Annotated in this window: 18 protein-coding genes; 6 read left to right on the top strand and 12 right to left on the bottom strand. The window is 57.1% G+C overall.

Features of this window, described 5'->3' with window-relative positions:
* Positions 1-18: 18 nt before the first annotated feature.
* Together mlrA and C0557_RS16515 are read left to right on the top strand one after the other, a co-directional pair.
* A complete protein-coding gene (gene mlrA, locus C0557_RS16510; protein WP_208659571.1) occupies positions 19-750 on the top strand; it encodes an HTH-type transcriptional regulator MlrA in 732 nt (243 codons plus the stop codon).
* 58 nt (positions 751-808) lie between these two features.
* On the top strand, positions 809-922 hold the full coding sequence (locus C0557_RS16515) for a protein YohO (protein WP_007371202.1): 114 nt from the start codon (positions 809-811) through the stop codon (positions 920-922).
* On the opposite strand, the gene C0557_RS16520 is transcribed toward C0557_RS16515, so the two are convergent.
* From C0557_RS16520 to bglX, 5 genes are all read right to left on the bottom strand, one after another.
* Complete coding sequence (locus C0557_RS16520) at positions 897-1634, bottom strand: ABC transporter permease (protein ID WP_208659573.1); 738 nt, start codon at positions 1632-1634, stop codon at positions 897-899. The two genes, C0557_RS16515 and C0557_RS16520, sit on opposite strands and share 26 nt — an antisense overlap.
* Entirely contained in the window at positions 1618-2565 is a 948-nt protein-coding gene (locus C0557_RS16525; protein WP_208659575.1) for an ABC transporter ATP-binding protein, read from the bottom strand. Before C0557_RS16525 ends, C0557_RS16520 begins: the two co-directional genes overlap by 17 nt.
* A complete protein-coding gene (locus tag C0557_RS16530; protein ID WP_208659579.1) occupies positions 2558-3712 on the bottom strand; it encodes an ABC transporter permease in 1155 nt (384 codons plus the stop codon). Before C0557_RS16530 ends, C0557_RS16525 begins: the two co-directional genes overlap by 8 nt.
* A gap of 8 nt (positions 3713-3720) precedes the next feature.
* Entirely contained in the window at positions 3721-4638 is a 918-nt protein-coding gene (locus C0557_RS16535; RefSeq protein WP_208659581.1) for an ABC transporter substrate-binding protein, read from the bottom strand.
* Between the two features lie 149 nt (positions 4639-4787).
* A complete protein-coding gene (bglX, locus tag C0557_RS16540; RefSeq protein ID WP_208659583.1) occupies positions 4788-7085 on the bottom strand; it encodes a beta-glucosidase BglX in 2298 nt (765 codons plus the stop codon).
* Between the two features lie 186 nt (positions 7086-7271).
* On the opposite strand from bglX, the gene dld reads away from it, so the two are divergent.
* Both dld and C0557_RS16550 read left to right on the top strand, forming a co-directional pair.
* On the top strand, positions 7272-9020 hold the full coding sequence (gene dld / locus C0557_RS16545; protein WP_208659585.1) for a D-lactate dehydrogenase: 1749 nt from the start codon (positions 7272-7274) through the stop codon (positions 9018-9020).
* 98 nt (positions 9021-9118) lie between these two features.
* Positions 9119-9673, top strand: a complete 555-nt coding sequence (locus C0557_RS16550; RefSeq protein ID WP_064565003.1) for a GNAT family N-acetyltransferase — start codon at positions 9119-9121, stop codon at positions 9671-9673.
* Here C0557_RS16550 and pbpG read toward each other — a convergent pair whose 3' ends face one another.
* Both pbpG and C0557_RS16560 read right to left on the bottom strand, forming a co-directional pair.
* The gene (pbpG, locus tag C0557_RS16555; protein ID WP_208659587.1) at positions 9674-10621 is read right to left on the bottom strand and encodes a D-alanyl-D-alanine endopeptidase; all 948 of its coding nucleotides are present in this window, start codon (positions 10619-10621) and stop codon (positions 9674-9676) included. It lies immediately after the preceding gene.
* Positions 10622-10790: 169 nt separating this feature from the next.
* The gene (locus C0557_RS16560) at positions 10791-11378 is read right to left on the bottom strand and encodes a Yip1 family protein (RefSeq protein WP_208659590.1); all 588 of its coding nucleotides are present in this window, start codon (positions 11376-11378) and stop codon (positions 10791-10793) included.
* Between the two features lie 169 nt (positions 11379-11547).
* On the opposite strand from C0557_RS16560, the gene C0557_RS16565 reads away from it, so the two are divergent.
* Entirely contained in the window at positions 11548-12132 is a 585-nt protein-coding gene (locus tag C0557_RS16565; RefSeq protein WP_208659592.1) for a DedA family protein, read from the top strand.
* Here C0557_RS16565 and C0557_RS16570 read toward each other — a convergent pair.
* Both C0557_RS16570 and C0557_RS16575 read right to left on the bottom strand, forming a co-directional pair.
* A complete protein-coding gene (locus tag C0557_RS16570; protein WP_208659594.1) occupies positions 12129-12899 on the bottom strand; it encodes an SDR family oxidoreductase in 771 nt (256 codons plus the stop codon). The two genes, C0557_RS16565 and C0557_RS16570, sit on opposite strands and share 4 nt — an antisense overlap.
* A gap of 251 nt (positions 12900-13150) precedes the next feature.
* A complete protein-coding gene (locus C0557_RS16575; RefSeq protein ID WP_208659596.1) occupies positions 13151-14107 on the bottom strand; it encodes an MBL fold metallo-hydrolase in 957 nt (318 codons plus the stop codon).
* Between the two features lie 74 nt (positions 14108-14181).
* Here C0557_RS16575 and C0557_RS16580 point away from each other — a divergent pair, with 74 nt between their 5' ends.
* Positions 14182-15096, top strand: a complete 915-nt coding sequence (locus C0557_RS16580; protein ID WP_208659598.1) for a LysR substrate-binding domain-containing protein — start codon at positions 14182-14184, stop codon at positions 15094-15096.
* 29 nt (positions 15097-15125) lie between these two features.
* Here the strand turns inward: C0557_RS16580 and C0557_RS16585 are convergent, their stop codons facing one another.
* The 3 genes from C0557_RS16585 to bglG form a co-directional block, all read right to left on the bottom strand.
* Positions 15126-16517: a glycoside hydrolase family 1 protein gene (locus tag C0557_RS16585; protein ID WP_208659601.1), complete on the bottom strand. Its 1392-nt coding sequence runs from the start codon at positions 16515-16517 to the stop codon at positions 15126-15128.
* A 15-nt stretch (positions 16518-16532) separates the two neighbouring features.
* Positions 16533-18386, bottom strand: coding sequence for a PTS beta-glucoside transporter subunit IIABC (gene bglF, locus C0557_RS16590; protein ID WP_208659603.1), 1854 nt, complete (start codon positions 18384-18386; stop codon positions 16533-16535).
* Positions 18387-18513: 127 nt separating this feature from the next.
* A complete protein-coding gene (bglG, locus tag C0557_RS16595) occupies positions 18514-19347 on the bottom strand; it encodes a transcriptional antiterminator BglG (RefSeq protein ID WP_208659605.1) in 834 nt (277 codons plus the stop codon).
* Between the last annotated feature and the right edge of the window lie 117 nt (positions 19348-19464).

Raw genomic sequence — 19464 nt, forward strand, 5'->3', positions numbered from 1 at the left:
GTAAGCAAAGGTGAAACTATGGCGCTTTACACAATTGGTGAAGTGGCGTTGTTATGCGATGTCAATCCCGTCACGCTGCGAGCCTGGCAGCGACGTTACGGGTTATTGAAACCTCAACGCACGGATGGCGGCCACCGACTCTTTACCGAAGCGGATATCGACCGCATCCGGGAAATCAAAAGCTGGATCAGTAATGGCGTTCAGGTCAGCAAAGTGCAGACCCTGCTTTCCAGCGAACCTGACGAGGTTCGCGACGGCTGGCGGGAGCAGCAGGAGACCGCGCTGCGCTATCTGCAACAGGGCAATCAGCAGCAGTTGCACCAGTGGATCAAAGAGCACGAACGCGACTACCCGGCCAGCACGCTGACCAGCAATCTGATCATGCCTTTACGCCACCGCCTGCAGAGCCCGCAGCCCGCCCTGCAAGCGATGCTCAGCCTGCTCGATGGCATATTGATTACCCATATTTCCGCCTCTCTGGCGCTGGCGCGCAAAAAGAGCGGCCAGGACGCGCTGGTGATCGGCTGGAATATTCACGACACCCCCCGTTTATGGCTGGAAGGCTGGATTGCAAGCCAGCAAGGCTGGCGGGTGGATGTGCTGGCACATTCGCTAAACCATTTGCGCCCGGAGATGTTTGACGGCCAGACGCTGCTGGTGTGGTGCGGAGAAAGTCCGACAACAGCGCAACTGCATCAGTTGCTGACATGGCAGGAAAACGGCCACCGCGTTGCGCTTCTCGGTATTTAATGTTTTATCAACAACCCGGCTCCCTTTATACTATTTGCCTTAACAAAAGGAACCACATATGAAGGCTGGTAAAATTATCGTCATCGCGGTTTTTCTGTTGATGGCCATCGGCGGCATCAGCGGCGTGATGCTTGCAGGTTATTCGTTTATTGTGCGTGGCGGTGCTGGCTAAGCCAGCGCGTCAACCGCTCAAATGCCTGGTCGACAATAATCGCGGCCAGCGCCACCAGAATCGCCCCCTGAATAACATAAGCCGTATTAAAACCGCTCAGCCCGATGATAATCGGCGTACCGAGCGTGCTCGCGCCCACCGTTGAGGCAATCGCCGCCGTGCCGATATTGATGATTACCGAGGTGCGCACACCGGCAATGATCACTGGCGCCGCCAGCGGCAGTTCCACTTTCACCAGCCGCTGCCACGCGCTCATCCCCATGCCCTGTGCCACGCTTTGTACGCTCTCTGGCACGGCGGCGATCCCGGCCAGCGTGCCCTGTAAAATCGGCAAAATCCCGTACAATACCAGCGCAATCACCGCCGGCTCTTTACCAAACCCCATGACCGGCACGGCAATCGCCAGCACCGCCACCGGCGGAAAAGTTTGCCCGACGGCAGCAATGGTTTCTGCCAGCGGACGAAACTCGCGCCCGGCCGGGCGGGTCACCGCAATGCCGACGCCAATGCCCAGTACAATGGCAATCGCACTGGAAACGCCCACCAGCGCAAAATGCGCCGCGGCCAGCGACACAAAGCTCTCCTGCAGGTAGACCGGGCGCGGCAGTTGCGGAAACAGCGCGCTGAACAACGCGGCGCTGTGCGGCAACCACAGCAATAGCGCCACAAACAGCGCGATCAACCATAACAGGGGATCACGCAGAAGCCTCACCGCTGGCCTCCACGCGCAATAAATCACGGAAATGCAGACTGCCGCAGGGCTGGCCGCTATCATCATGTACCGGCAGGATCTCGCACTGTTGGGCGACGAACGCCGACAACGCTTCGCGCAGCGTCATCTCCGCCCGCAGCGGTTCCCCCTCATAAGCGGGTTCACGGCGCAGATAGCCTTTCACCTGGCGCAGCGACAGCAGGCGCACGCCCAGCTCGCTACGGCCGAAAAATTCACGGACAAAATCGTTGTGCGGCGCGGTCAGCAGCGCCAGCGGTGTCCCCTGCTGCACCACTTTGCCCTTATCCATCAACACCAGGTGATCCGCCAGTTGTAACGCCTCATCGATATCGTGCGTCACCAGTACAATGGTGCGCCCAAGCAGACGGTGAATGCGCACCATCTCCTGCTGCAATGCCGCGCGGGTGACCGGATCCAGCGCGCCGAAAGGTTCATCCATCAGCAGCACTTCCGGATCGGCCGCCAGCGCGCGAGCCACACCGACCCGCTGCTGTTGCCCGCCGGAAAGCTGATGCGGGAAACGGTCGCGCAGCGAAACATCCAGCCCCAGCAGCGCCATCAGTTCCTCCACCCGCGCATCGCGCTGGCCGCGCGACCACTTTTGCAGTTGCAGCACGGTGGCGATGTTCTGCGCCACCGTCCAGTGCGGGAACAGCCCAATCGACTGGATGGCATACCCCATGCGGCGGCGCAGCTCCAGTACCGGAAGCTGGCGAATATCCTCACCGGCAAAATAAATCGCGCCGTCATCATGCTCGATCAGCCGGTTGACCATCTTCAGCGTGGTCGATTTTCCGGAACCTGAGGTGCCAATCAGTACCGAAAAAGCGCCCGTTTTGACATGCAGATCGAGATGGCTGACGGCCTGCTGTCCGGCAAAGGTTTTGCTGACGTTTTTAAATTCAATCATGTTGTTTTACCTTCAGCAGCGCGAGGCTTAAGCCAAACAGCGCATCCACGACGACGGCCAGCGCAATAACCGGGATCACGCCAAGCAGCACCAAATCCAGCGCGCTGCTCAGTAGCCCCTGGAAAACCAGCGCGCCGAAGCCTCCGGCACCGATCAGCGCCGCAATCACCGCCATGCCGACCGTCTGCACCGCCACAACGCGCAAACTGCGTAGCAGCAGCGGCAGCGCCAGCGGAATGCGTACCTGCCAGAAACGCTGGCGCGCACTCATGCCCATCGCCTCGGCGCTCTCCAACACCTCCTGCGGCACCTGGTTAAGCCCGGCGACCACGCCGCGCACCAGCGGCAATAAGGCATACAAAATAAGCGCGATCAGCGCGGGCGTCATGCCGGTTCCGGCAATGCCGAAACGGCTCAGAACCGGGAAGTGCAGCACCAGCCCGGCCAGCGGCGCAATCAGCAGGCCGAACAGCCCGACAGAAGGAATGGTCTGGATGATATTGAGCACCGTGAAAACCGGCCCCTGGCGCGTCGGATGGCGGTAGCACCATAAACCGATGGCAAAACCCACCACCAGCGCGGGAATGAGCGTACCGAAGAGCAGCGTCAGATGCTGCGCCAGCGCATCATTGAACACCTCCTGGCGGTTGCTGTATTCATGCAGCAACGAGAGATCGTCCAGCTCGCCGCTGAGCAGTAAGAACAGCGGCAGACACCAGATTTGCGCATTGAGCAGCCAACGCCAGACCGGGTGGCTGACAAGGCGGCGAATAGCGTCGCTACAGGCCAACAGCGTCAACGCCAGCCACAACCACAGCCCGCTTCCCGGCGAGGTTCGCGCCAGCGCGCTGCCCGACTGCGCCAGCTCCGTCGCCGCCCTGCCCGCACTCCACACCAACAGGCAGAAAAGCGCTTCGGCCAGCAGCAGCGTACCGATTTGCGCCCCGCGTCCTGGCACAAAACTGAGGATCAGCAGCAGACAGGGCGCCAGCAGCCAGAACGCCGGAAACAGCTGCCACAACGCGCGGCTTTCGCCCGAGACCAGCCGGTTTGGCGCATAGTTAACAAACGGTAGCCAGGCTGCCAGCAGCCCGACGACCATCAACAGCAGCAGCACACGATTATGGCAATGTCGCGAATCCTCCATAACAGCGCTTATTTCACCAGCCCTTTTTCTTTCAGGTAGTCGGCTGCCACTTTTTTCGCATCCAGCCCTTCAACGGCAATGCTGGCGTTCAGTTTTTGCAGCGTTTTTTCATCCAGGCTGGCGAAGACCGGTTTCAGCCACGCATCCAGCTGCGGATACGCTTTTAATACCGCTTCACGCACTACCGGCGTAGGCGCATAGATCGGTTGCACGCCTTTCGGATCGCTCAGCGTTTGCAGCCCCAGCGCCGCAACCGGGCCATCTGTGCCGTAGGCCATCGCCGCATTCACGCCGGAGGTTTGCTGCGCGGCAGCTTTAATGGTCACCGCCGTATCACCGCCGGCCAGTGACAGCAGTTGATCCTGCTTCAGTGTAAAGCCGTACGCTTTCTCAAAGGCCGGTAACGCATCGGTGCGTTCGATAAACTCCGCCGATGCCGCCAGTTTGAATTCACCGCCCTCTTTCAGGTAACGGCTCAGATCGGCTAAGGAGATGAGCTTATTTTTCTGCGCCAGATCCTGACGCACGGCAATCGTCCACGTGTTATTCGCCGGAGCGGGCGTCAACCAGACCAGCTTATTCTGTTCGGCATCGAGTTTTTTCACTTTCTCGTAGCCCTGCTGCGCGTTTTTCCATGCAGGATCATTTTCATCTTTAAAGAAAAATGCGCCGTTGCCGGTGTATTCGGGGTAGATATCCAGCTCGCCGGAGGTAATCGCCCCGCGCACCACCGGCGTGGTGCCAAGCTGCACTTTATTGACTGTTTTTACACCATGGCTTTCCAGAACCTGCAAAATGATATTGCCCAGCAACGCCCCTTCGGTATCAATTTTGGAGCCTACCTTCACCGGTTCCGCTGCCTGCAATGGCAGGCTCGTGGCAGCCACCAGCAGCAGTGAGCACGCAATCTTATGGGTGATTGTCATTGTACTTCCCTCATTTTTTACCGCCTTTTTCAGCAGCTTGAGAAAAAAGCGTAGCCGAAAAATAGCGGCTTTGTCGCGTGAAAGCCCTAAACGATAAAGGAATAAGGTATAGCGGAAAAAATCAGGCCGGTTGCCCGGCCTGGGAGGGATTAGCGCAGTTCGAACTCGCCCTGATTGACGCGTGCGGAATCAACGCCGATAAAGACGTTGAATTTGCCAGGCTCCGCAGCATATTTCATCTGCTGGTTCCAGAACTTCAGCGCGTTCACATCGATCGGGAAGCTGACGGTTTTGGTTTCGCCCGGTTGCAGGTTCACCTTGTCAAAACCGCGCAGTTGTTTCACCGGACGGCTCATCGACGCGGTGACATCCTGCAAATACATCTGGATCACCGTTTCACCCGCACGCTTACCGGTGTTGGTCACCTCCACGCTGGCGGTCAGTTTGCCGGTACTCGTCATCGACGGTGCGGACATTTTCACCTCAGAGACTTTGAAAGTGGTGTAGCTAAGGCCGTAACCGAACGGATAGAGCGGCCCGTTCGCTTCATCAAAGTAACGGGAGGTGTATTTGTTCGGCTTGTCGGCATTGTACGGACGACCGGTGTTCAGATGGCTGTAGTAAACCGGAATCTGTCCCACCGAGCGCGGGAAGGACATCGGCAACTTGCCGGACGGGTTGTAATCGCCAAACAGAATATCGGCGATGGCGTTACCGCCTTCCGTCCCGGCGAACCAGGTTTCGAGGATCGCATCAGCCTGCTGATCCTCTTTCACCAGCGCCAGCGGGCGACCATTCATCAGCACCAGCACCAGCGGTTTGCCGGTCGCTTTCAGCGCGGCAATCAGATCGCGCTGGCTTTGCGGAATAGTAATGTTGGTACGGCTGGACGCTTCGTGCGCCATCCCCTGCGCTTCACCCACCACCGCAACTACCACGTCGGATTTCTTCGCCGCCGCCACCGCTTCATCAATCATCTCTTGCGGCGAACGCGGATCGACCACCACCGCCGGTTCATACAGATTGAGGAAGTTAACGATGTCTTTGTCGTTGGTGATGTTCGCCCCTTTGGCATACAGCACGTTGCCTTTACCGGCCAGCGCATTGCGGATGCCGGTCAGCACGGTAACGGACTGATCGGCCACACCCGCCGCAGACCAGCTTCCCATGGAGTCGCGCTTGCTGTCGGCCAGCGGCCCAACTACCGCCACGGTGTCGGTTTTTTTCAGCGGCAGGGTTTCAAGGCGGTTTTTCAGCAGCACCATACTTTCGCGCGCCACTTCACGCGCTTCTTTGCGATGCAGACGGCTTTCCGCATTAGTATCTTGCGGGTCGCTCTCTTTCGGGCCGAGATGGCTGTACGGATCGTTAAACAAGCCCATGTCGTACTTCACGTTCAGCACATGGCGCGTGGCATCGTCCAGCTCCTCCATCGTCACCTTGCCGGATTTCAGCAGCCCCGGCAGATACTTGCTGTAGTACTCGTCGCTCATGCTCATGTTGATGCCGGACTTCAGCGCCACGCGCACCGCATCTTCCGGATCGGCGGCCGTGCCATGTTTGATTAGCTCCTTGATCGCACCGTGATCGGAAATGGTGATGCCTTTGAAGTGCCACTGATCGCGCAGCAGATCTTTTAACAACCAGGAATCCGAAGAAGCGGGCGTACCGTTCAGCGAGTTAAGCGCCACCATCACGCCGCCGCTGCCGGCATCGAGCGCCGCTTTGTACGGCGGCATATAGTCGTTAAACAGACGCTGCGGGCTCATATCGACGGTGTTGTACTCTTTACCGCCTTCCACCGCGCCATAAGCGGCAAAGTGTTTAACGCTGGTCATCACCGAGTAGCGATCCGCCGGGCTTTTGCCCTGCATCGCTTCGACCATCGTGCGCCCCATTTCAGAGGTCAGGAAGGTGTCTTCACCAAACCCTTCCGACACGCGACCCCAGCGCGGATCGCGGGAAACGTCCACCATCGGCGCCCAGGTCATATTCAGGCCGTCATCGGCGGCTTCATAAGCAGAAACGCGCCCCACAGTGCGCACCGCGTCAAGGTTAAAACTGGAGGCCAGGCCAAGGCTAATCGGGAAGACGGTACGCTGGCCGTGAACCACATCGTAGGCGAAAAAGAGCGGAATTTTCAGGCGGCTAAGCTGCATCGCCTGATCCTGCATCGCGCGGATATCCGGGCGGGTGACGGTGTTAAAAATCGCCCCCACCTGGCTCTTTTTGATCATCTCGCGGATAGCTTCCTTCGGGTTATCCGGGCCAACGCTAATAAGACGTAACTGACCAATTTTTTCATCAACCGTCATCTTTTTGAGCAACTCAGTGACAAATGCATCCCTTGCTTCCGGCGTCAGTGGATGGTTACCAATTAACTCCTCAGCCAGCGCGGGTTGCAGCGCGAGGCTCACAGCGACACCTACAGAACATAGCCATTTCATGTCGTATTTACTCTCTTATTTCACCCATAACCGCGGAACGGACCGCGAAAAAAACGCAGTGTGCCATAATCCTGGCATGTCTTGCAGAGTTGAGCTCTGATTTTTCTGCGAATTCACTCCCCCGTCAGGTTTAGCAGGACTACTATTACAGGCACAAAAATGCTGACTCACCACAAGGAGTGGAATATGTCATTCGCAACTTCAAACGAGAACCGCACTTTTTTACACGAACTGAAACGGCTGGTCGGCGCCTCTCACCTGTTGACCGATCCGGCCAAAACCGCCCGCTACCGTAAAGGCTTTCGCTCCGGCCACGGCGATGCGCTGGCGGTTGTCTTTCCCGGAACGTTAGTGGAGCTGTGGCGCGTGCTGCATGCCTGTGTCAACGCCGACAAAATCATCCTGATGCAGGCGGCGAATACCGGCCTGACCGAAGGCTCAACGCCCAGCGGCAATGATTATGACCGCGATATTGTGATTATCAGCACCCTGCGGCTCGACAAGCTGCACCTGCTGGATAATGGCGAGCAGGTGCTGGCGTATCCTGGCACCACGCTCTACTCGCTGGAAAAGGCGCTTAAACCGCTGGGTCGCGAGCCGCACTCGGTGATTGGTTCCTCCTGCATTGGCGCCTCGGTGATTGGCGGGATCTGCAATAACTCCGGTGGTTCACTGGTGCAGCGCGGCCCGGCCTATACCGAAATGTCGCTGTTCGCCCGTATCGATGAGCAGGGAAAATTGCAGTTGGTTAACCATCTGGGCATTGATTTGGGCGAAACGCCGGAGCAGATCCTCAGCGCGCTGGATGACGAACGCATCAAAGCGGATCACGTGCGCCACGATCAGCGCCACGGCCACGATCATGATTACATCACCCGCGTGCGCGATGTCGAAGCCGCTACCCCGGCGCGCTACAACGCCGATCCGGATCGGCTGTTTGAATCTTCCGGCTGTGCGGGCAAACTCGCGGTTTTTGCTGTGCGTCTGGATACTTTCCCGGCGGAAAAACAGCAACAAGTGTTCTATATCGGCACCAACCAGACCGCCGTATTAACGGAGATCCGCCGCCACATTCTGGCGAACTTCGCCCACCTGCCGGTGGCGGGCGAATATATGCACCGCGATATTTACGACATCGCCGAACGCTACGGTAAAGACACCTTCCTGATGATCGACAAACTCGGCACCGACAAAATGCCGCTGTTCTTTACTCTGAAGGGACGCACCGAAGCGCTGCTGGATAAAGCGCCGCTGTTCAAGCCGCACTTTATTGATCGTTCACTGCAAAAAATCAGCGCCGTTTTCCCGTCGCACCTGCCGCCGCGGATGAAAACGTGGCGCGATAAGTATGAGCATCACCTGCTGTTGAAGATGTCCGGCGACGGCATTGCAGAAGCGCAAAACTGGCTGACGGACTATTTTGCCAGCGCCGAAGGCGGCTTTTTCGCCTGTACGCCGGAAGAAGGGAGCAAAGCCTTTTTACACCGCTTTGCCGCCGCCGGTGCGGCGATCCGCTATCAGGCGGTACATGCCGACGAAGTGGAAGATATTCTGGCGCTCGACATCGCTCTCAGGCGCAACGATAGCGAATGGTTTGAGCATCTGCCGCCGGAAATCGACAACCAACTGGTGCACAAACTCTACTACGGCCACTTTATGTGCCACGTTTTCCACCAGGATTACATCGTCAAAAAAGGCGTCGACGCCCATGCGCTGAAAGAGCAAATGCTTGAACTGCTGCGCCAGCGCGGCGCGCAATACCCTGCCGAACATAACGTGGGTCACCTGTATGAAGCCGCAGAAACGCTAAAACAGTTTTATCGGGAAAATGATCCGACAAACAGCATGAACCCCGGCATCGGAAAAACCACCAAGCGTAAATTCTGGCAAGAGGATTTAACGACAGATAATCACGCTAATGTGGCGATAAAATAGCCAGAATACAGGCTGTATTGTGTGCCCCTTTCGTAATAGAGTAGCGAAAAACGCCAGAGAAACGTTTCTCTGGCTCCCCGCTTTGAAGGAGCACACCATTGTCTGCTGTCGATATTCTCTCCGGCCCTGCTGTCGTGGTGCGCGACGCCACGCCTGACGATGTGCACGCCATTGCATCGCTGTACGCCTGGCACGTGCTGCACGGTCGCGCCTCCTTCGAAGAAGTTCCCCCGACGATTGATGAAATGCGTGCCCGCATGAGTAAAATCGCCAGCGATGGCCTGCCGTGGATGGTTGCGCTGTATCACGGCATTATCGTTGGCTACTGCTACGCCGGGTTCTATCGCCCGCGTCAGGCTTATCGCTATACGCTGGAAGAGTCGATTTACGTCGATGCCAGCATGACCGGTCGCGGGATCGGTTCAACGCTGATGAGTGCCCTGATTGCACGCTGTGAAGAGGGGCCGTGGCGGCAACTGATTGCGGTGGTTGGCGACGGCAATAATAATTCCGGCTCCCTGCGGCTGCATAAAAAGCACGGCTTTGAGATTGTCGGGCAACTGCGTAGCGTCGGCTACAAGAAAGGGGACTGGCGGGATACGTTGATTATGCAGCGTCCACTCAACGACGGTGACTGGACGCTGCCAGAGTAATTAATCGTTCTGCGCGGTTTGCTCGCCCGCTGCGCTGTTATTCTGCGTCATCTGCGCCGCTTTCTGGCGCTTATAACTCAGCGCCGCCGCCGGAACCGGCTGCGCTTTCCCGGTTTCAATCCAGGTACGTAAACGGCTGGCATCGGCAAAGTGCGTAAATTTACCGAATGCATCCATCACCACCAGCGCCACCGGTTTGTTGTTAATCACCGTGCGCATCACCAGGCAGTGCCCTGCCGCATTGGTAAAGCCGGTTTTGGTTAACTGAATATTCCAGTTATCGCGGTAGACCAGATGGTTGGTATTGCGAAACGGCAGCGTATAGGCCGGATTGCTGAAGGTTGCCATCTCTTCGCGCGTGGTGCTCAGTTGCCCAATCAGCGGATACTGTTTGGTGGCAATCAGCAGTTTGGTCAGATCGCGTGCGGTAGAAACGTTGTGAATCGACAGCCCGGTCGGTTCAACATAATGCGTATTGGTCATGCCCAGCGCTTTGGCTTTGGCATTCATCGCAGCGATAAACGCGTTATAACCGCCCGGATAGTGGTGCGCAAGGCTTGCGGCCGCGCGGTTTTCCGACGACATCAGCGCCAGCAGCAGCATGTTTTTACGGCTGATTTCGCTGTTCAGACGCACGCGGGAGTAGATCCCTTTCATTTCCGGCGTCTGGCTGATATCGACGTTGAGTTTCTCATCCAGCGGCAAATGGGCATCCAGTACCACCATCGCGGTCATCAACTTGGTGATGGAGGCGATAGGACGCACCAGATCCGGGTGACTGGAGTAGATCACCTGATTGGTTTGCAGATCGACAATCATCGCGCTACCTGAGGCGATTTCAGGTTGTGCGGCAGTGGTCGCGGCAGTGGTTTTCGCGACAGCAAACGGCGCCACAGGCGCAGCCAGCAATAAAGCCAGGCTTAATAAAGAGACTCGAAATTTCTGCATGGTGAGACTTCTGAAAATTATTCACGCACGTTGTTACGCACACCGCTTTCATTAATCAGGAAAATAATGAGGCTGGCCTGCGCATAATAGCCGCCATGCAGGGTTGTCGCCACAGAAGAATCATTGCGGAAGATTGCATTGCTGGCATTTACGCCAGCAATGCGTTTTATCAGAACAAACGGTAGCCGTAGCCCCAGAGGATCACCGTCAGCGCCAGCAGCACTTCCAGCACCAGCACACCAATCGCCAGCGTGGAACTGGAGAAGCTCAGCCCCTCTTCTTTATTGATATTCAGGAAGGTCGGAATACCGACATAGAGCAGATAACCGGTATAAAACAGTGCGACGGTACCCACCAGCGCGCACAGCCATACCAGCGGATAGAGCGCCACAATACCGCTCAGGAACAGCGGCGTCGCGACATAACCGGCAAACACCATACAGCGAGCAAGCCCGGGCCGCTGCGGGAAGCTTCGCGCCATCCACCAGATGACGCGGCCCATCACGGCCACCCCTGCCAGCATCAGCGCATAAAACAGTACCGCCATGTAGAAGCCGGTAAACAACGACAGCCTGACGACATTCTCCTCACCGAAGTTCCAGCCGATTTGCGTGGTACCGATAAACGCACAGATAACCGGTACCGCCGCCATAACCAGCACGTGGTGAGTGTAGTGATGCGAAACCGTCTCGTCTTCGCTTTTGATCACCTTCATTTCACGATCGGGATGGGAAAACAGTCCCCAGACATGGTTCATAACGCCCCCTTGCTGACAGCCCGAATAACGACACTGTAAGTATAATTCACTCTTGCGATTATTTTTTGCACAGTTGTAAAAATAGCGCTGCCGCACAACGTATCCTTCCGACAAGACCCCTCAGTCGGGTGTATGCTTATAAGCGTTTTACCTGGAGGGCTTATTTTTAATGGATATCAATTATCTGATTAGCCAGTATGGCTACGCCGCGCTGGTTATTGGCAGTATTGCTGAAGGTGAGACCATTACGCTGCTGGGCGGAGTTGCAGCGCATCAAGGGTTATTACGTTTCCCGCTGGTGGTTATCTCCGTGGCGCTGGGCGGCATGATTGGCGACCAGTTGCTCTATCTGCTCGGCCGCCGCTACGGCATGAAAATACTGCGTCGCTTCTCACACCATCGCGACAAAATCCATCAGGCGCAAACGCTGATCCGCCGCCATCCGTACCTGTTTGTGATTGGTTCGCGCTTTATGTACGGCTTTCGCATCGTGGGCCCGTTGCTGATCGGCACCAGCCGTCTGCGTCCGAAAATCTTTCTGCCGCTGAATATTCTTGGCGCGATCGTCTGGGCGTTACTGTTTACCACGCTGGGCTATGTTGGCGGGGAAGTGATTGGCCCGTGGCTGCATCAGTTCGATCAGCATGTAAAACGCTGGATTTGGCTGGTCATCGCTATCGCGCTGGTGGTTTGCCTGCGCTGGTGGTTCCGGCGCCGTCGTAAGAAGCGCCAGAACAGCACAAAGCATGATTAAGCTTTAGGTTTGAACTGCGGGTTAGCGAGCATAAACCCGCCGTCGATAATAAACGACTGCCCGGTGGTATAACTGGCGTGCTCTGAACAGAGCCAGGCCACCATGCTGGCTATCTCTTTGGTGGTACCGGGCCGGGCCAGCGGAATATTCGACATCGAACCGGGTTTAGCATCATCATCGCTCATGTTATTCATCGGCGTGGCTATCGCGCCGGGTGCAACCGCATTGACGAGAATGTTGTGCTCAACCAGTTCCAGCGCCATCGACTGGGTTAATCCGCCCAGCGCATGTTTCGCCGCGGTATAGGCACTCGCTTCCGGCAGCGGCGTATGTTCATGCACCGATGTGATGTTAATGATGCGTCCGCCCTGCCCCTGCGCCACCATTTGCCGCGCCGCAATTTGCGCGCAGAGAAACGCGCCGTCAACATCGACGGTAAAAATGCTGCGCCAGTCTTCGAACGTCACCTCCAGGAAAGGCGCTTTGCTCATCGCGCCGGCATTATTGACCAGCGCATCGATACGTCCGAAGCGGGAAATCAGCGTTTGTATCGCCTGCGCGCCTTCCGGCAACTGGCTAAGATCGAGCTGGATGGTTTCGGCCCTGCGCCCGAAAGCCTCCACCTGCCGCGCCGTCTCTTGCGCACCCCGCTCATCCGAATGCCAGGTAATACCAATATCAAAGCCCTGCTCTGCCAGCATCAGCGCACATTGCTTGCCGATACCGGAATCTGCGGCAGTGACCACAGCAACGTTGGTAACAGACATCGTTCGCCCTCCGGTGATTGCAAACCATTAAGTATAGAAAAAAGGCAAAAATGCAGCAGGTTGTCTAAGCTTTGCACTTCTGTATGCATGGAGGACGTTAAAAATGTTGAAGATTTTACTTTGGGTGATCCTGATTATCTTTCTGATTGGTCTGCTGGTGGTGACAGGTGTGTTCAAGATGATTTTTTAATGCCAGGCGGGTGGTGGCGGCTGCACTTCAGCCAACCTGAAGTGCAGCGCCCTCCGTCAGGTTAATTTCCCTGCGCGCTGTAGTTAATCGGCACCCAGCGGTAGCCTTTATCGGCTTTTATCACTTTGCCAATGCCAGGAAACGCAATATGCGCGGCGGCTATCCAGTCCCCCTCGCGAGCCACCTGGGCCAGCACTTTCTGGCGCGTGGCAATGGCCTGCTGCTGGTTAACATCAAAATGGATCGCCACGCCCGGGTCCGGTAGCTGCACCGGATGCGCATGGATAATGTCGCCCCACAGCATCAGCGTCTTACCGCCGTGGGTGACGCGATAGATCACGCTGCCCGGCGTATGTCCTGGCGCAGGCACCGCGTCAATACCGGGGATGACTTCCGTCGGTGCGCGGAACGTACTGAGTTTACCGGCATCGATCACCGGACGCAGCGAGCGTTCGGATTCAGCGAAGGTGTGACGCTGACTCTCTTCAACCTCTTGCAGATGCGCCGGGTTGAGCCAGAAATCCACATCGCGCTGATCGACACGCACCGTGGCATTGCGAAACACCGGCTTGCCGTCGCGCTGCACGCCGCCGGAGTGATCGGCATGAATGTGGGTCAGCAGCACCGTATCTATCGCATCCGGATCGATGCCCGCCGCCCGCAGGTTATCGGGAAGATGACCGCCCGCATCGCCAAACAGCGGCCCGGCGCCCGTATCGACCAGAATCAATTGCTTACCAGTGTTAATGACAAAAGCGTTGATCGATGTTTCGGCGTGAACCGCCAGGTTGGCTTTCGCCATCTCCGATTGCAGCGTCTCGAGGGAAATATGCGTGAGCAACTTGTCAAACGGCACGGCGACCGTACCGTCGGAAACGGCGGTGATTTGCCAGTCGCCCATCGCCATCCGGTAATATCCCGGCGCCTGCGCCTGATGCGTACTGGGCGGTTGCGCTGCGAAGGCGCTGAAGTTCAGCGTTGCGCCCACCAGCGCCATCAGCAGAGGATAATGTTTCATCACTTTTCTCCTGTTGTTTTCGTTGCAACAGTATCCCGCCAGCGATACTATCACTCCAATTGATTGGAGCGATAATGACTATCAAAGAGAATGATTTCCGAAAAATCGATCTGAACCTGCTGATCGCCTTTGCCGTGCTGTTCCGCGAACAGAGCGTCTCCGCTGCGGCGGATAAGTTGCATCTGGGCCAGCCCGCAGTGAGCGGCGTGCTGTCGCGTCTGCGCACGCTGTTTGACGATCCGCTGTTTATCCGCAGCGGCCATCGCATGCAGCCCACCGCCCGTGCGGAAGAGCTGCATAGCGAGCTGCTGCCGCTGCTGGAGCAGTTGCAGAGCGCGCTGTTTCAGCAGGCGGCGTTTGATGCGAAAACCGTGAACGTCACGCTGACGCTCGGTATGGCCGACTGGGTAGAAATGTGGCTGATGCCGCGTTTGATCCCGGCGCTTCAGCAGGCGGCTCCCGGTATGCGCCTGAACGTGGTGGCCAGCGATCCTTTCAGCGACGCCACGCGGCTCGAAGGCGGCGAGATGGATATGGCGATCAGCGTTGCCACCGCCGGGCCGCGCTGGCTTGAACGTGAAGTGCTGACCACCATGTCATATGTCACGCTCTGGCACCCGCAACAACTGACGCTCAGCGCGCCGCTGGATGTCGATACGTTTGCCGCTCAGCCCCATTTGATGGTCAGCTACCGCGAGGCGACCAGCAGCCATTTCGATACGCTGCTGGCAAAAACCGGCCGCCAACGCCGCGTGTATTACACCACGCCGCATTTTGCCGCCCTGCCAGGTCTGCTGGAAACGATGCCAGCGCTGGCGACCGTACCCGCCGGGCTGGCAACGGAGTGGCAAAGAACGCGCGGTTTGCTGGCAAGCCCACAGCCGCTGGATGCAGAACCGATTGAAGTGGCGCTACTGTGGCACCAGCGTCACAGCAGTGACCCGGCGGTGATGTGGCTGAAGGAGTTTATCCGCCATCTGATGGGGTAAAAACGTGCCCGCCAGCGGGCCCGTTCGCATTACTTCAGGCTTGCGCCGTTGCTGGCAATCACATCGCGATACCAGTAAAAACTCTTCTTGCGGCTGCGTGCCAGCGTGCCGTTGCCGTTGTCATCGCGATCCACATAGATAAAACCGTAGCGCTTGGAGATCTCGGCTTTCGAGGCGCTGACCAGGTCAATCGGCCCCCAGCTTGTGTAACCCATCACTTCGACGCCGTCATCAATTGCTTCGCGCACCTGTACCAGATGGTCATTCAGATAGGTAATGCGGTAGTCGTCGTTGATGCTGCCATCGGCTTCCACCTTGTCCTTCGCGCCCAAACCGTTCTCAACGATAAACAGCGGTTTTTGCCAGCGATCCCACAGCATATTCAGCAGCGTACGCAGGCCAACCGGATCGATCTGCCAGCCCCACTCTGAGCTGGCCAGATGCGGGTTTTGCACCATGCTGAGAATATTGCCGCGCGCCTGCTGATTCAGCGCGTCGTCGGTGGTCACGCAGCCGGTCATGTAGTAGCTGAACGAGATAAAATCGACGGTGGATTTCAGCGCTTCGCGATCGGTATCAGTGATCTCAACGTGGATACCGTTATCACGGAAATAACGCAGCATATAGCCAGGATATGCGCCACGGCACTGCACATCGCCAAAGAACTGCCAGCTCCGATTCTCTTGCAGCGCTTCGAACACATCGTCCGGTTTGCAGGTCAGCGGATACATCAACCCACCCAGCAGCATATTGCCGATCTTGCCGCCCGGGATAATCTCATGGCAGGCCTTCACGGCCAGCGCGCTGGCCACCAGTTGATGGTGAATCGCCTGATAAACCGCCTCTTTACTGCTGTTCTCCGGCAACCCGACACCGGTCATCGGCGCGTGCAATGACATGTTGATCTCATTGAAAGTCAGCCACAATTTCACCTTCTCTTTGTAGCGGCTGAACACGGTACGCGCATAGCGCTCGAAAAAGCCAATGGTCTGACGGCTGCCCCAGCCGCCATACTGTTTCACCAGCCCCCACGGCATCTCATAGTGGGATAAGGTGACCAGCGGCGTAATGCCGTATTTCGCCAGTTCATCAAACAGCTTGTCGTAGTAGGCAAGGCCCGCTTCATTCGGCGTAGTTTCATCACCGTTCGGGAAAATACGCGTCCAGGCAATCGACACGCGCAGGCAGCTAAACCCCATCTCCGCAAACAGCGCGATATCTTCCGGGTAGCGGTGGTAAAAATCGATGGCGACATCTTTCAGCGCACTGTCTCCCGCCACGCGTTCAACCACGTCGCCAAACACCCCTTTTGGCTGGACATCCGACGTTGAAAGGCCTTTTCCGCCTTCCAGATACGCACCTTCAACCTGGTTCGCAGCAATCGCGCCGCCCCACAAGAACGATTTCGGAAATTCTCTCATCACTTTCTCCTTTGATTAGCCGGCAATCGCAAGCAGCGGCATACCGGCCTGTACTGAGGTTGTAGCCACGGTACGCACACCACCGGTGCTGTCGCTGTTACTGATAATAATCGGCGTGGCGAGATCGTAGCCGGCCGCAAGGATCGCTGCGCGATCGAACTCCAGCAGCAGATCGCCCACATTTACTCTGTCACCCACCTGAACATGTGCGGTAAAGGGCCCGCTTCCCAGTTTGACGGTGTCGATACCGACATGGATCAATACTTCAACGCCGCTATCGCTGAGCAGCCCGATCGCATGTTTGGTGGCAAACAGCGATGCGACTTCTCCGGCAAACGGGGCCACCACGCGCCCATCCTGCGGAATGATCGCCACACCCTGCCCCAGCAAACCGCTGGCGAACGTGGCATCCGGCACCTGATCCAGCGCCAGAACCGTACCGCTCATTGGCGCCAGAACCGTGTTCTCCACAGGCATTGCCGTGCTGTTCGGCTCTGCGGCAACCGGCGCTTTTGGCAGCCCGGCAAAAAAAGTCAGCACGCCGGATAAGAGCAGCGCCACGACGCTACCGATAATGCCGCCCCACAGCGTTGCATCGACGCCGCCCGGCGGGATCATCTGCGCCAGCGTGAAGATGTTGGCGAAACCAAAGGAATAGGCATGGCTGCCGCTAAAGCCGACAATGCCCCCGCCGATGGCTCCCGCCACGCAACCAAAAATAAACGGACGGCGCAGCGGCAGCGTTAAACCGTACACGGCCGGTTCGGTGATGCCGAAAATCCCGGCGGCGATGGATGAACCCGCCAGCATCTTCTGGCGCGCATCGCGGGTACGCAGAAAGATGCCCAGCGTTGCGCCAACCTGACCGAACACCGCAGGCAGCAGGATCGGCAGCATGGTGTCCTGCCCGAAGACGGCAAAGTTGTTGATCATCAACGGTACCAACCCCCAGTGCAGACCAAAGATCACGCAGACCTGCCACAGCGCGCCCAGCGACGCCCCGGCCAGCCAGGGCGCCAGCGTGTAGACGGTCTGATAGCCATGCGCCAGCATCTGGCTAAGCCAGGTCGCGACCGGACCAATAATCAGGAACGTTAACGGGACGGTGATGGCGATGCAGATCAGCGGCGCAAAGAAGTTTTTTACCGCCGCATGCAGAAAGCGATTGCCCTGTTTTTCCAGCCAGCAACTGACCCAGGCGGCAAGAATAATCGGGATGACGGAACCACTGTAATTGAGGAACGTCACCGGAATACCGAGGAAAGATTCGCTGGCCGCACCGGCAGCCTGGCTGGCATTGAAGGCCGCGATCATCAGCGGGTGCGTCAGCGCGCCGCCAATCACCATGGTGACAAAAGGACTGCCGCCGAATTTTTTTCCGGCGGTGTAACCCAGCACCAGCGGTAAGAAGAAAAAGAGCGCGTCGCTGGCGGCAAACCAGATTTTATAGGTGCCGCTGTCGGTGGTGAGCCAGCCACAGACAATCGCCAGCGCCAGCAGTCCTTTGAGGATCCCGGATGCGGCAAGAATGCCGATAAACGGGGTAAAAATACCGGAAACGATATCAATTAATCGCCCCAGCAGATTGCCTTTATCTTCTGCCGCCACTGGCGTCTCGTCCGTTAATCCTGCCTCCTGGCACACGGCTTGCCACACCGCGTTCACATGGTTGCCAATCACAACCTGAAACTGGCCGCCGCTCTCCACCACCATAATCACGCCGGGGTTGGTTTTTAATCCTTCGGCGTCCGCTTTCTGGATGTCTTTGAGTTTGAAGCGCAACCGGGTAGCACAGTGTACCAGGCTGCTGATGTTCTCCTTCCCACCGACGTGGCTGAGGATCGCTTTCGCCAACGCTTGATATTCCATGTTGAATTCCCTTGCATCTGTCGCCCGAAGGCGGTGACTGAGTAAAAAAAAACCTGAGCCAGCGCCTCGCGGAGCCGGTCTCAGGTTTTGCCTGCGCAATGCAGTAACAATCCTTTTGCGTCTTGTTTTAACGCGTTTCTTTTCTCACCCGTTCAATATGAATGGCGAGGAACATAATTTCTTCGTTCGTTAGCTGACGCTGATAGCGGCTGACCAGATGGCGAGCGACTTTTTCCGCGCACTGCCATGCCAGCCGATAATTTTCTTTCACCGCCTGATGCAGGGAGAGATCGTCATCCGCCACCACCGTACGGTTCAGCAATCGCTGCGAGAAAAATTTCAGATGCGTCACAAAGCGATGATAGCTCAGCGACTCTTCATCGTATTCCAGCGTTAACTGGTACTTCACGATGTGCAAAATCTCCTGCATCACCTGGGTGATGTGCATCACTTCCGGCATTTCGCTGTTCAGCTGCGCCGTGACCAGATGCAGGGCGATAAACCCGGCCTCATCTTCCGGCAATTCAACGCCAAGGCGTTTAGCGAGTATCGCCCGCGCCTGCTGGCCCAGCGCAAACTCTTTCGGATAGAGATGCTTGATCTCCCACAACAATACGTTGCGCACCACTGCGCCCTTTTTTTGCCGCTCAAGCGCAAAATAACAGTGGTCGGTCAGCGTAATGTAGAGACTGTCCTGCAGCTTGCCGAGCTGGCTGCGGGCCAGTTCGATGATGCGATCGCAGGCGGTTATCACTTCCAGCGGGATCTGGCTGAGCAGTTCGCTGAGACGGCGCACCAGCTCATCGCTTTGCAGAGCAAACACCTTCTCAATGCAGCGCTCATCCAGTTCATCACCGGGGCGTTTCTGGAACGCCAGCCCCCGGCCCATGACAACCTGTTCGCGCTGCTGCTCATCCAGCACAACCACAACATTATTGTTTAATATTTTGGCGATTTTCATTCCGGCCCCGGAAACAAAAAAACCTGACCTCCGGCAGTTGCCGGACAATCAGGTTTCGCCTGCCTAAGCAGTAACAATCCAGGTGCCGACTCTACCAGTTTCCCGACGATAAAAAAC

The organism is Kosakonia sp. MUSA4, assembly GCF_013085925.1.
Taxonomy (GTDB): Bacteria; Pseudomonadota; Gammaproteobacteria; order Enterobacterales; family Enterobacteriaceae; genus Kosakonia; species Kosakonia sacchari_B.

Bases quoted from the DNA above. Each gene is read 5' to 3' on its own strand.
- mlrA (WP_208659571.1), top strand. From the start codon at position 19: ATGGCGCTTTACACAATTGGTGAAGTGGCGTTGTTATGCGATGTCAAT.
- C0557_RS16515 (WP_007371202.1), top strand. From the start codon at position 809: ATGAAGGCTGGTAAAATTATCGTCATCGCGGTTTTTCTGTTGATGGCC.
- C0557_RS16525 (WP_208659575.1), bottom strand. From the start codon at position 2,565: ATGATTGAATTTAAAAACGTCAGCAAAACCTTTGCCGGACAGCAGGCC.
- C0557_RS16530 (WP_208659579.1), bottom strand. From the start codon at position 3,712: ATGGAGGATTCGCGACATTGCCATAATCGTGTGCTGCTGCTGTTGATG.
- C0557_RS16535 (WP_208659581.1), bottom strand. From the start codon at position 4,638: ATGACAATCACCCATAAGATTGCGTGCTCACTGCTGCTGGTGGCTGCC.
- bglX (WP_208659583.1), bottom strand. From the start codon at position 7,085: ATGAAATGGCTATGTTCTGTAGGTGTCGCTGTGAGCCTCGCGCTGCAA.
- dld (WP_208659585.1), top strand. From the start codon at position 7,272: ATGTCATTCGCAACTTCAAACGAGAACCGCACTTTTTTACACGAACTG.
- pbpG (WP_208659587.1), bottom strand. From the start codon at position 10,621: ATGCAGAAATTTCGAGTCTCTTTATTAAGCCTGGCTTTATTGCTGGCT.
- C0557_RS16560 (WP_208659590.1), bottom strand. From the start codon at position 11,378: ATGAACCATGTCTGGGGACTGTTTTCCCATCCCGATCGTGAAATGAAG.
- C0557_RS16565 (WP_208659592.1), top strand. From the start codon at position 11,548: ATGGATATCAATTATCTGATTAGCCAGTATGGCTACGCCGCGCTGGTT.
- C0557_RS16570 (WP_208659594.1), bottom strand. From the start codon at position 12,899: ATGTCTGTTACCAACGTTGCTGTGGTCACTGCCGCAGATTCCGGTATC.
- C0557_RS16575 (WP_208659596.1), bottom strand. From the start codon at position 14,107: ATGAAACATTATCCTCTGCTGATGGCGCTGGTGGGCGCAACGCTGAAC.
- C0557_RS16580 (WP_208659598.1), top strand. From the start codon at position 14,182: ATGACTATCAAAGAGAATGATTTCCGAAAAATCGATCTGAACCTGCTG.
- C0557_RS16585 (WP_208659601.1), bottom strand. From the start codon at position 16,517: ATGAGAGAATTTCCGAAATCGTTCTTGTGGGGCGGCGCGATTGCTGCG.
- bglF (WP_208659603.1), bottom strand. From the start codon at position 18,386: ATGGAATATCAAGCGTTGGCGAAAGCGATCCTCAGCCACGTCGGTGGG.
- bglG (WP_208659605.1), bottom strand. From the start codon at position 19,347: ATGAAAATCGCCAAAATATTAAACAATAATGTTGTGGTTGTGCTGGAT.